The sequence below is a fragment of the Pseudoalteromonas sp. SMS1 genome, assembly GCF_021530565.1.
In the GTDB taxonomy this organism is placed as follows: Bacteria; Pseudomonadota; Gammaproteobacteria; order Enterobacterales; family Alteromonadaceae; genus Pseudoalteromonas.
In genome coordinates this window covers 433353-448020 of sequence record NZ_JAKGBI010000001.1, presented here as the reverse complement: position 1 = coordinate 448020, position 14668 = coordinate 433353, and the positions used below count along the sequence as shown (strand labels likewise).

Genomic DNA, 14668 nt, shown 5'->3' with positions numbered 1-14668 from the left:
CATGGGTGTATTTGATCTTTTAAAAGAACTTAAAAGTAGATCGGTTAATCTATCGGTTGTCGATGGTAAGCTAAAGACCAGTGCGGCAAAGGGCGTAATTGATAAACCGTTAGCGACGGCGATAAAAGAGCACAAAGAACAGCTTATCGCGTTGTTACAACGGGTTGAGAAGAGCGAGCTGTCACAACACTTAATTACGCCTGCACCTGAACAGACGTTTTATCCACTGTCCTATGCGCAGCAGCGTTTATGGTTTATCGATCAGCTAGAAGGCGGCAGCGCACAATATAATTTGTCATATGCCTTAGCGGTGAAAGGCGATTTTAACGAAGCCGCCGCGACACACGCACTATCAGAGATTATTGAACGTCATCAGGTGCTTAGAACCACTTTCTCAATGTATGAATCACAGCCAATGCAGCGAGTGTTGACACAACATACACTCAGTATTGCACATGTTGATTTGCGTGGTCAGTCAGCAAACGCGCTAGCCCAGTATATTGAAGAAGAAGCGAATCAGCCGTTTGATTTAGAGCGTGATTTGATGTTGCGTTGTTGCATCGTGACACATGGCGAGCGTGAGCGTGCACTGATTTTTACCATGCATCATATAGCTTCTGATGGTTGGTCTATGGGGGTCTTAGTAAAAGAGTTCGTACAACTATATGAAGCTTATAAATGTGGTACGCAGGCCAACTTACCTGAGCTGCCTATTCAATACTATGACTTTGCTTACTGGCAAAGACATGCCCAAGAAGGCACGCTGTTTGATGCACAATTGGCATACTGGAAACAGCAACTCGATGGTATCCCGCAGGTCCATGGCTTACCTTTGGATAAGCCGCGTCCAGCCACGCAAAGCTATAACGCTCAGCGATTTACACAAAGGCTTGATGGGCAGCTTTTAAGCGATCTTAAACACCTTGCCAGTGACTATGATCTTAGTCTTTTCATTGTGCTGCAAAGTGCATTTGCAGCGTTGAACGCGTTTTACAGCGGCGAGCAAGATATCGTTATGGGGATCCCCCATGGTGGACGTAAGCAAGCTGTACTAGCACCGATGATAGGCTTTTTTATTAATACATTGGTCTTTCGGACGGTATTTCATGAAGAGACGACCGTTGCCTCACTCCTGGCGCAAACAAAAGCAACGGCACTGCAAGCCTTTGATAATGATCAGGTGCCTCTTGAGCAGTTGATTGAAGTGCTTAATCCGGAGCGTTCACGTGCTTATAACCCTGTATGCCAAATCAAGTTTGTCTTACAAAACCATGAGGCTGCAGAGTTAGCGATAGATGATGTTGAATTTGAGGCAATTGATAAATCATTCGATAAAGTGAGGTTTGATTTAGATTTAACGGCAAAAGCACTTGAAGACGAGTTGATTCTCAGTTGGACTTTTAAAGAAGAGTTGTTTGAAAGTCGCTCAATTGAAGGGATGGCCAATAGTTTTGCAACGCTGTTGGCGCACATGGTCGCAAACCCCGACAAACGATTAGTCGATATCGACTTCATTACGCCAGAGAGGGAGGCGCCCATACTCAAGTTGGGACAAGGTGTTGCAGATGAAGAATACAGACAGTCGAATGTTATTAAGCAAATAGAAGCACAAGCACGAATAACGCCCAATGCCATTGCTGTAAAGCAAGTTTCTGAGCAAGGTGAAACAGGTCAATTAACTTACTTACAACTGAATACCAAAGCCGGACGACTCGCTTCGGCTTTATTGGATGCCGGCGTTGAAGCCTCCGAGCGTGTGGGGGTATATCTCGGTCGTGAAAGTGAATTGTTGATTGCACTGTTAGCAGTACACAAGATCGGGGCAAGTTATGTCATGTTGCCAATTGATGCAAAAGCCCAGCGTCTTCAATATATCTATGAAGACGCTGACATTGAAATCGTGCTTCGCAAACGTCAAACCGGTATGACGACCTTAAATGGCGTTGATAGTGTATACCTAGATGAGGCGCTTATTGACGAAAACTGGTTAGCAGAATACACGCCGATGGAGAGTGTAGCCTGCACGCAACAGGACTGTGCATATGTGTTGTACACTTCCGGGTCCACTGGGACACCAAAAGGGGTCGAAGTTACACACCAAGGCATGAATGACTATTGCCAAATCTCACGCAAACATCACTTCACAGGGCAAGATGCGCTCGTTGCCAGTGCCGTAACATTTGATTTAACACTACCTGGATTGTTTGTGCCCTTACTACAAGGCGGGTGTGTTCATTTGTTGTGTGAACAAGATGAACTATCACATCTGGGGCAGGTGCTCACTGGCAATAAGTTGGGCGATTGTTTTATTCGCTTAACGCCATCACATATTTTTGCATTGTTGCCAGTATTACCCTCACAGCCAATAGATGCTGCCCATCAATTTGTGATTGGCGGTGAGCGATTTTCTGTATCGTTGGCGCAAGCACTGCAAACTCACTTTCCAAACAGTCAAATATTCAATCATTATGGACCAACAGAAACCGTAGTGGGGGCTGTGTGTTTTGATGTCAGTGCACACATAGATAGCTTGGTTGAGCGCATGCCCATTGGTACAGCGTTACCGAATACGAGTCTATTTGTACTCGATGAGAAACTAAGATTGGTGCCGCAAGGCATGCCGGGGGAGCTTTACATCGGTGGCAAACGTGTTGCGAAAGGTTATTTGAACCGTCCAGAGATGACGACCAAGCACTTTGTGCAGAGTCCATTTGATGGGGCGCAGATATACCGGACCGGAGACAAAGTACGTTGGCTAAGTGACGGAAACCTTGAATTCTTAGGGCGTGTTGACGATCAAGTTAAAATACGTGGACATCGTATTGAGTTGGGTGAAATTGAACAGCAGTTATTAAAGATTGAAGGTGTATCTCAGGCTGTCACTAAAGTTTGGGGAAAGGAAAGTCGTGCCTATATTACCGCATATTTAAGTGTCGTTGACGACTTAAATGAACGCGCAGTGCGCGCGCAGTTGGCAGCATGTTTACCTGAGTATATGATGCCCTCGGCGATTCTATTTGTAGATGAATTACCTCGCACAACGAATGGTAAAGTGGATAAATCTAAACTGCTTGAACCCAATCAATCTCATCAGGATGAAGTCGCGGCATTACAGACTCATACCGAGCTATTAATAGCGGGCATTTGGCAAACCGTTTTAGGGCAAAATGCCATTGGTCGTCAATCAGAATTCTTTGCATTAGGTGGTCACTCATTATTGGCGACACGCGTAGCCAGTGACATTTATCGTCTCCTGAGTAAGAAAATAACAGTTGGCGCACTGTTTGATCACAGGCGCTTGTGTGATCTAGCTGCATATGTGGATGGTTTACCGAGATCGGGCTTTAAGGAAATTGAACGAACCTCACGTGATGTGCCTTTACCGCTCTCTTTTGCGCAACAAAGGTTGTGGTTTATCGAGCAATTAGAAGGTGGTAGCACGCAATATAATATGCCTTTTGCATTGCGTTTAAGTGGCGAGCTTAACGTTGAAGCGTTACAACAGGCACTCAGCCAATTAGTTGCACGGCATGAGATCCTAAGAACAAGCTATCGTGAAAGTGATGGCCAAGCGCTGCAAGTGATTTTGCCTGCAAGTCCCGTCGCCATAGAACAGGTTGATTTTACGATGCTGGCCGGTGATGAGCTTGAACAGGCACTGCGTACTTTTGCCGCTGAAGAATCAACAAAACCGTTCAACTTGAGTGATGACGCATTTATGCTGCGAGCAACATTGGCGACGCTCGCGCCGGATGACAATGCACTGTATTTAACGTTGCATCATATCGCCTCGGATGGATGGTCGAATGGTATTATTATCAATGAGCTTTCTGAGCTTTATCGCGCGGCTTGTGCGCAGCAGCCAGCTGACTTGCCAACACTTAACATCCAATATGCTGACTTTGCAATATGGCAGCGTGAAGAATTAGGTGAGTCCGTTTTTGCTCAGCAGCTGGCTTATTGGAAGACGCAGTTAGCAGATGCACCTTCGGTACACACTCTGCCATTGGATTACCCTAGACCTGTTCAACAGCAATTTGGTGCGGTGCGCTTTGATCATACAATAGATCAAGCATTGGCTAAGGGGTTACATAACTTTGCTCTGGCGCATGGCGCCTCTCTGTTTATGGTGTTGCAGACGGCTTTTGCAACTTTGTTGGCTCATTTGAGTAACGAAAAAGACATTGTGATGGGGACGCCAGTGGCAGGGCGCAATCATAAGAGTCTTGAACCATTAGTGGGCTTCTTCATAAATACGTTGGTGTTGAGGACCTCATTGGATGCTAACCCTAGTTTCACGACGCTACTAGCAAATGCGCGACAGGTCGCGTTAGATGCATTTGAGCATCAAGACGTTCCATTTGACTATTTAGTCGATGAATTGAAACCTGCCCGCAGCCTGAGTTATTCGCCGATATTTCAGATCTTATTTACCATGCGTAATAACGCTACACCTGAATTGAGCTTAAAAGGGCTTCAAATTAGTGGTATTGGTGGTCAACAATCACAGTCAAAGTTTGATATACAACTCGCCGTAGAAGAGTCCTCGGACGGCCTTAAAACATCTTGGTTGTATAACGCATCTTTATTCAGTGCCCAGACTATCTCACAGTGGTCAAGTGCTTATGAGATATTGCTACAAAAATTGATAAGCGCACCTGATCGTGCTGTGTTTGAGCATGCGCTTATTAGCGAACAACAAAAAGCACGCATGTTAGTGCAGGCTAAAGGGCAAGATTATCTCCTTGCTCGGGAACACAGTTTGGTCGCATTGTTCGAGTCTCAAGTTGCTAAAACACCGGAGGCGTTGGCCGTTGAATGCGGCGAGGTCCAGCTGACCTATTCCCAACTGAATGAAAAAGCCAATCAATTGGCCCATTACCTCGTCACCAATCAGGCTGGCAATCAAGCGCGAGTTGGTATTTATATGAGTCGCTCTGCTGCGCTTTTAATTGCCTTGCTGGGCGTGCAAAAAGCCAACGCAAGTTATGTTATTTTGCCTCAAGGACATTCTGAACAAAGACTATCTTCCATCATCTCGGATGCAAATGTTGTTCACATACTGTGTGATGAACAAGGCAGTGAGCTGGCGTCTGAACTTGATCAGCTTAATGTAAACAATGCGCTGCACAGTGACACTTGGTTGAGTGGCCAGCCAAAGACTAATTTGCAGCTCACATGTTCACAACAAGATATCGCCTATATCTTGTACACATCAGGTTCTACGGGCAAGCCAAAAGGGGTTGCCATTACACATCTAGGCTTGGTGGACTATTGCTTAATTTCAAGTGAACATCATTGCCCTTCATCAGGTTCTATCGTAGCCAGTAATATCGCCTTTGATTTATCAGTCCCCGGACTGTTCGCGCCGTTATTAAAAGGGGCGTGTGTGACATTGCTTCCAGCTGAAAAAGAGCTAGATGCGCTAGCGCCAATGTTGTGTGACGATAATTTAGGTGCTCGCTTAGTGCGTCTGACGCCATCTCATGTGCAAGCGCTGATCCCCCTAATGGAAAACTACCCGTCGAATATGGCACATCGCTTTGTGATTGGCGGAGAACGGTTTGATAGCACCTTAGCATTTGCACTGAAATCTTGTTTTCCAAAAGCACATATATTTAATCACTACGGTCCTACTGAGACGGTCGTGGGGGCGACATGTTACTCGTTAGATCCCAATGAGATGTTGACGCGAGCAGCATTGCCGATTGGTAAGCCTTTGCCTAACACATCTGTATATGTATTAGATGAGTTTTTACAGCTTGTACCAGAAGGTATGCCAGGTGAGCTTTATATTGGCGGATTACGTGTTGCTAAAGAGTATGTCAATAATCCACAACTCAGCGAGCGCCACTTTATCCAGAGCCCGTTTTCCAGCGATGAACGTTTATACAAAACAGGTGACCGAGTTCGCTGGTTACCTTGCCAAAATTTAGAGTTCATCGGTCGGTTAGATAGCCAAGTTAAAGTAAGAGGCTATCGAATTGAACTGGGTGAAATCGAGCAACAGTTAATTTGCCACCCACAAGTTGAGCAAGCGGTTGCCATCGTCAGTCAGCATACAGAAAATGCGTTGATTGGCGCTTACGTGGTGTGCAAAGAAGCTGTGTCATCTGAAAACATTAAGGCGTTTTTGCAACAATCGTTACCTGAATATATGGTGCCAACGACCATACAGTTTTTGACTACTTTACCATTGAATGCTAACGGCAAAATTAATCGTAATGCATTGCCTGAGTTAAACGTGTCAGAAACGGTCTATACCGCGCCTCGAAGCCAAGTTGAAAAACAATTAGTGTCTGTTTGGCAAGAGGTACTGGATCTGCCCAAAGTGGGGATCCATGATAACTTTTTTGCCATCGGTGGCGATTCAGTGCTGAGTATTCAAGTCGTATCTCGCGCCGCAAAATTGGGGCTCTCTTTATCAACTCGTCAACTCTTCCAAAGTCAGACTATCGCAGAGCTGGCTGCTCAGGTGGTGGATACAAGTCATAAAGCGTGTCAACAAAGTGACGTCGTAGGGGAGTGTGCACTATTACCTATCCAGCGAGATTTTTTAACGGGCGAGCGGACTGACTTACATCACTTTAACCAAGCTGTTTTGTTGGACGTGCCGACAGACTTTGATAGTCAGACATTAAAAGCTTTATCTCAAGCCCTACTTGGCAGACACGATGCGTTGAGGCTGCGTTTTACCGAAACACCATCGGGCTGGCAGGCAGTGCACCAAGCGTTCGACGACACGCTGTTGTCGCACAGTTACCATGTTGAAACATTAGCAGGTGAGCAAACATATGAGGCGCAATTACGAGCGCGGTGTGACTTTTGGCAATCGCAATTTGATTTGGCCAATGGCCCGTTGTTTAAAGCGGTATTATTTGAGCACGCTGCCCATCGTAAAATGTTGTTAGTCGCACATCATATTGTTGTGGATGCCGTGTCTTGGCGCATAATGTTGGCTGATTTAGAACAGGCGTATCATCAATGGCAGCAAGGCGACGAGGTACAACCTGGTGCAAAAACATCGTCTTTTAAAGCATTTGCGCAAGAAGTTGTACGTTTCAGCCAATCAGAGGAGATTAAGCAACAACAAGCGTTCTGGCATCAGCAACTTAATAGCACAGTGCCCACATTACCTAAAGATTTTCCAATTGCAGGGTTTGGGACGAATGAAAGTACAAAAACATGCGCGTTTTCTTGCTCTAAAACCCTGACCTCTCAGTTGCTAAGCAAGGCGAATCATACCTACCGCACGCAAATAAATGAGTTATTACTCGCTGGGGTGGTGCTTGGCGTTTATAACTGGACAGGTCATCAAGGCGTACAGATCAAGCTAGAAGGGCATGGCCGCGAAGATGTGTTTAATCAACTCGATATCACGGAAACTGTCGGTTGGTTTACGACACATTACCCTCTGGCATTGTACAGTGAAAGCATGGCTGTTTCAGATGTCGTCAAAACGATTAAAGAGCAAGTGCGTGCCGTGCCAATGCGCGGGTTTGGGTTCGGGATATCTCAACTGACCGATAGTACTTTGGCTTGGCATGAAGAAAATGAGCCTGAGTTGACATTTAATTACCTTGGTCAAGTAACACAAAATACAGCGAAAGATAAAGCGCATGCTTTTACGTTTGCTGAGGAAAGCACTGGTGTAACTACCAGTGCACAAAGAGCAAGACGTCACGGTGTTGTATTGAAAGGGCTGGTAGCAAATGGGGTACTGCAATTTAGTTTGGAATATAGCGCTGAGCGATATACCGCACGTACGATGCAAGTATTTTCTGAACACCTGCAGGCTGCTGTGGCCAGCGTTATCACCCATTGTTGTGAACCGCAACAGAATACCTTTACCGTGTCTGATTTTCCGTTAGCCAATGTAGCACCGCACGTATTGGAAAAGTGGCAACAGCAATATCCCAAGTTGCATCGACTATATCCCGCGACACCAATGCAAACTGGGCTCTATTTTCACGCACAGATAAATCCTGAATCTTACGTGACGCAGCATTACCCCGTGTTTCAAGGTGAGATGAACACGGAGGCATTTAAGCAGGCTTGGCAGTATTTGGTTGAGCGCCACGATACATTGAGAACGGCATTTGTCCAATGCGATGACGTGTTATATCAACTTGTAAGCAGGCACGCTGATTTAAACTGGCAGGAGCTTGATTGGCGCTCCCGCTCACCTGAGCAGCAATCCACGAGCTTTGAGGCTCTGAGAGTCAATGAGCGTTCAGAAAGTGTGGACTTTGCTCAAGCGCCATTGATGAAGATTGTACTGATACGCTTGGCCGATGACCGCTACCAAATGCTGTGGAGCCATCACCATATTTTGTCGGATGGTTGGTCATTGCCACTGATGTATAAAGAGTTGATGGTCGCATATAAGGCATTTAGTACCGCACAGTTACCGGTTCTGAATACGGCTCCCGTTTATGAACGTTACATGGAGTGGTTATCTGCTCAATCAACGGAGCAGTCGATACAGTTTTGGCGAGACCGTTTATCTCATATTGAAGCGCCGACTCCGCTGGTGGTTGACAAGCTGGAGGTAGGTTTGACGAATGAAACGCGCACTCGCTCGGTGGCCCTCGAAGGGGATCCGTTTGATGTGCTGCAAGCGTTCGCAAAGCAACAGCGAATTACAATAAATACATTGATCCAGTTAGCATGGGCCTACCAATTACATCGCTACAGCCAAGATCAGGAAGTCGTGCTGGGTGTGACTGTATCCGGTCGACCAGCGGAAGTAGAAGGAGTTGAAGAACTGGTTGGCCTGTTTATTAACACCATTGGATTTAATGTTGATTTTACAGAGTCACTGTCACTCACAGACATGTTGCAACGCGTGCAAACAGATTTCCAAGCATGTAATGAACACGCGCACATTTCTCTCGTTGATATTCAAAAGCAATCTCAACTGCGCGGCGGCACTCAGTTGTTTGATAGCCTTTTGGTAATCAGCAATTACCCCATAGAAGCGGCGACTTCTGCGGCAAGTAATGACTCAGGTTTAGAGATAATCGATAGTGCAAGTCACGAGGAGACGAATTATAAGTTGTCCTTAAATGTAGGTGTCAGACAGAAGGTGCATATTCAATGCAAATATCAAAGTAATGAATTTGCAGACTCAACCATTGATGGCCTTCTGAAAGACTTTGCATATATCTTGTCACAAATGCCTGATTGCGCAGAGCGGGATGTTCAGGAGCTGAAATTACTTAGTGATGCGCTTGTTGCAAGCACTGAGCCGTTGCCGCCGCTTTTTGCTGACTCAGTGGTTACCCTATTTGAGCAGCAAGCTCAGCAGAGACCTGAACAGATAGCCGCACATTTTGAAGGTGAAGAGATCAGCTATGGCGATCTCAATACGCAAGCGAACAAATTGGCGAGGCTGTTGATTGAGTTTGGCGTCAGCCATGAAACGTTAGTTGGCCTCAGTGTTGAGCGTTCTATAGAAATGTTAATTGGCATGTTGGCCATTTTAAAGGCGGGTGCAGCCTATGTGCCGCTGGATCCAGAATATCCTGAAGAACGTTTAGCCTTCATGATCGCGGATGCTCAAATCGAGGTGGTGCTGACACAACAATCCGTGATGGAGTCATTGTCTATTTTTGAGGACGTGACGCTCTTGCCTCTCGATAAGGCCTTTAGAGAAAATGTGTCGGGCTCATATGCGGGTGATAATTTAAGTGAAGCGATTGATGCGCATCATTTGGCATATGTCATTTATACTTCCGGCTCGACCGGGAAACCAAAAGGAGTGATGGTAGAGCATGGTAATATCGTACGCTTAGTCAGCGAGACCAACTTTGTGCGCTATGATGCTGAAACAGTCATGGCGCAGGCTTCTAATGCATCGTTCGATGCGGCAACGTTCGAAATTTGGGGCGCACTTGCCAATGGTATGCAACTTCACTACATCAGTAAGGAAACCTTACTCAATGCCAAACAATTGAGCGAAGCGCTGGAGGCGCATAAAGTTTCAACGCTGTTTGTTACAACGGCTATTTTGAATCAAATGTCTTTGGTCGCGGCAAATGGCTTCGCTTGCTTGAAGTATCTACTGTTTGGTGGTGAAGCAGTGGATAATTCTGCGGTTAAACGAATTCTGGCAGCAGGTAAACCTGAGCATTTAGTCCATGTCTATGGCCCAACTGAAAACACCACGTATAGTACCGCGTTTGAAATAACACAAAGCAGCGAAATTGGTTTCCCGATTGGACAGTCAATTTCGGGCTCTAAGCACCATGTCTTTGATGAACAAATGCGCCCAGTTCCAGTTGGCGGCCAAGGTGAGTTGTATCTAGGTGGTCACGGCGTTGCTCGTGGCTATTTAAATCGTGAGGAAATGACGCAGCAGCGCTTTGTGACAGATCCCACTTCAAGTGACTCACGCTTGTATCGTAGCGGTGATATCGTGCGACTGCTCGAATGTGGCAACTTGCTGTATGTGGGACGTGTAGACGATCAAGTCAAAATCCGTGGTTTTAGGATTGAGCTGGGAGAAGTTGAAAACCATATCCTAACGTATCCACAGGTGGTGAATGCATGTGTTGTTGCCAAACGCGATGAGCATGTCAACCGCTTAGTGGGCTATATCGTCGTGGAGCATAACGACTCGTCATTTAATGAGCACATATTTGTTCAACAGTTACAGGCCTATTTAAAACAAAATATACCAGACTATATGGTGCCAGCGGTATTGGTTGCTGTTGCGTCTTTACCATTAACGGCCAATGGCAAAGTTGATAAATCGAAACTTCCAGAGCCGAACTTTGAAAGCTGCGTTGAGTTTGTTGCTGCGAGTAATGCCACCGAAACGCTATTGGTGGACATATGGCAAGATGTATTGCGGCTAGAGCAGGTTGGGGTAACTGATAACTTCTTTGAAATTGGTGGCGACTCAATACTCTCAATTCAAGTGGTCTCTCGGGCGAATGAGGCTGGTCTAGCTCTCAGTACAAAGCAGCTGTTCGAGCATCCAACGATTGAAGCGTTAGCTCAGCTTGAGATGCAGACTCAGAGTATTGATGTGCCACAATGTGCCGTAACCGGTACGCATACAATGTTGCCGATCCACCATTACTTTTTTAATAAAGACGATGTAGATCGTCATCACTTCAATCAGGCTGTATTACTGACCTTACCGGAGTCCTTTACACGTACGGTGCTCAAACAAGTGTTAACGGCAATCTTGAATAGACATGATGCACTGCGGTTAAGATTTGAAACATCGGGCGACGCTTGTGTTGCGGAATATATCGAGTTGGATGAAGCTTTTATTGATGCGTGTTGTATAACAGAGACTATTTCTGAATCAAATCAAATAGAGGCGCGCAGCAAGTATTGGCAAGGACAATTTGAATTGACTCAAGGGCCATTGATCCGAGCTGTGTATTTTGACTGTGATTCTGCACCTGGCATAGTGCAAAACCGATTGCTGCTGGCTGTACATCATATTGTCGTAGACGGCGTATCATGGCGGGTGCTGTTAAAAGACATTGAAACAGCTTATTTGCAATGGCAGCAAGGGCAGACAATCCAACTTGCAAACAAAACAACGTCTTATCAATGCTGGTCTAACACACTGAGTGAGTATGCTCAAGCGCCTGATTTACAGGATGAGAAATCGTACTGGCTGTCACAATTGAGTCAGGTAAAGCACGCCTTTAAAACAGATTTACCTGTAATTGGCACGGGTAAAATCGCGTCAACTAAGCGTGTGGCTATCGAGCTGCCAGAGCACCACACAACCCAGCTTTTACAGCACTGTAATAGTGCTTATCACACTCAAATCAATGAATTATTGTTATCAGCAGTCGTGTTGGGGGTGAGGGCATGGCAGGGTATGAGTGGTTTAACATTGACTCTTGAAAGTCATGGGCGAGAGGATTTATTTGATGATATTGACCTGACTCAGACCGTAGGGTGGTTTACCAGCATATATCCGCTAGCCTTGCATTGTGAAGCGCATGATATTGGCACGGTGATTAAAACAATCAAGGAACAATACCGTGCGGTCCCAAATAATGGCATAGGCTATGGCGTGTTGCGTTATTTAAACCAAGATGTGGATTTGATTACGGCTGAGCAAGCTCACCAACCACAACTAGTATTTAATTACCTTGGACAATTTGACCAGGTGATTAATGAGCAAACCGAGTTCCAAGTCGCACCAGAATCAATTGGGCCTCAAGTCAGTTTGAATCGCCAACGAGCCGCAATGCTCACCCTCAGTGGCAAGACGGTGGCGGGGAAGCTGTCATTTTCACTGGGGTATTCTGATGAACAATTTGTAGATGCTTCAATGCGTGCACTGGCTCAAAAAATTGAGTCGGGTCTCATTGCCATCGTTGAACATTGCACCACAGTTGAAAGCAGCCAGTTTACGCCGTCTGATTTTCCGCTTGCGTCGGTTACGTTGGCACAATTGGACGATTTACAACAACAGCATCCCGCATTGCACAACCTCTATCCAGTAACCCCCATGCAGTCAGGCCTGTACTTTGAACACTTAGTTGATAAGTCCTCTTACACGGTGCAGATTCACCCTGTGATTCGTGGCGAACTAGATGTATCTGTATTCAAGCTAGCCTGGCAGGATGTTGTGGCTAGATACGACATATTACGCACCGGTTTTGTGGGTGAAGCGGACAATTTAAATCAAATGGTGCTCTCTGATGTGCAATTGCAGTGGCAGCTTCTTGATTGGCGGAATATACCGGTTGATGAGCAAGCACAAAAATTTGAAGCCTTTAAAACGCTAGATCGCAATAAAGGGTTTGACTTTACGCAACCACCTCTGTGTCGCTGGTATGTGATTCAACTTGCAGACAATCGATATCAAATTTTATGGACGCTACATCATATCTTATTAGATGGTTGGAGTATTCCTGTTGTGTATCGTGATGTATTAAGCGCTTACTGTGCGCGCCTTGAAGGCAGAAAAGTCGGCCTTGAGCAAGCTCCAAGCTATCAACGTTATGTCGAATGGTTAACGAAAGCTAATGTGAATCAAGCGCAGCAGCACTGGCATGATATGTTGAGCGATTTTAGCGAGGCTACGCCGCTTGCAATTGAATTAACTGGAAGTGATAAAGAAAAGCAATTTAGTCAACTGCAACTTAAGTTTACTGAGCGTGAAACTCAATTATTACAAACATTAGCACAGCATCAACACACGACGATTAATACGCTTTTACAATGGGCTTGGGGCTACTTGCTACATTGTTATAGCGGTGAACAAGACGTGGTATTTGGTGCAACCATTTCCGGTCGTCCTGCCGAGGTAGAGGGAATTGAGCAAATGGTGGGAATGTTTATCAACACCATACCAGTGAAAGCTTCTTTTGCTGAGCAAGCAGATATTGCGCAAGCGATACAGGCACTGCATAAGTCATTCCAGACATCTAACCAATTTGGCTACTTGTCTCTTTTACAAATACAAAGACAGAGTGCCGTTAAATTGGGGCATAGTCTCTTCGACAGCTTATTGGTGTTTGAAAACTATCCGATTGATGCCGCTATGCAAGAAGGATCACGTCAAGCACCATTCGAAGTAGAGTCGCTATCAAATACTGAAAGTACCACGTTTAAATTGAGTGTGGTTGCGTCTTTGAGACTGACGCTGAATGTGAAGTTGGGTTATCGCAGTGACCTGTTTGAACAAACCAGTATTGAGCGCCTGTTGCAACACTTTAAAAATGTCTTGCTGAAAATGCCCACTGCCATTGATCAAAATCAATACCCCGCATTTCTAACGGCTGGCGAATATGAAGTGCACCAGCACAATCAGCCATGTTTAGCTAATCTGCCTGACGTGCGGTTGGTGCATCAGCAGTTTGAGCATTGTGCACATCAGTTTGCTGATAACGTGGCACTTTGGCAACAAGACGATATGCTGACCTACGCTGAACTCAATACAAAGGCCAATGAATTAGCGCATTACTTGCAGCAGCAAGGCATAAAACGAGGGAGTTTAGTCGGGATCTGTTTTGAGCGAAACTTTGACGCCATCATTGCGATTTTAGCGATTTTGAAAGCGGGCGGGGCGTACATTCCGATGGATCCTGCCGCACCACAATCTCGCATTGATTACATTGCGCAGGACAGTGGCTTTGAAGCGCTACTCACCAGTCGTAAACTGGCTGCAAAAATTAATGTATCGCATGTCCCAGTGGTATGTCTGGATGAGTTGACCGATCAGTTAGTGGACATGCCAAAAGATAACTTGCTGTGTGCGCAAGCTGATCCGCAGCAGCTGATTTATATCATTTATACGTCTGGTACAACGGGCAATCCAAAAGGTGTGCTGGTAACCCATGCGAATGTTGCGCGTCTATTCAGCATTACTGACCCGCACTTTGAATTTGATGACCAAGCGGTTTGGACACTTTTCCACTCAATCGCATTCGATGCCAGTGTCTGGGAGATTTGGGGCGCTTTGCTACATGGCGCAAAACTGATCATACCTAGTTATGCTCAAACACGTGATCCGCAAGCATTTATCGCGCTGTGTCAATCACAAAAAGTCACCTCTATGACGCAAACGCCAAGCGCATTCAAAATGATAAGCGAAGCCGCGTTGTCAGGGCAGTATCCGCTAGATGCACTTAAGTATATTGTAATGTGTGGAGAGGCATTAAGAACAGAAGACTTACTGGGC

At 45.7% G+C, this 14668-nt stretch carries 1 protein-coding gene (running past one end of the window); it reads left to right on the top strand.

All coding sequences use genetic code 11. From position 1 onward, the window contains the following. Position 1: 1 nt before the first annotated feature. Positions 2-14668: the 5' portion of a non-ribosomal peptide synthetase gene (locus L1286_RS01740; protein WP_235405210.1), read on the top strand. Its footprint extends 1026 nt past the window's final position; only the first 14667 of its 15693 coding nucleotides appear in the window; its start codon is at positions 2-4; its stop codon lies off the right edge, out of view.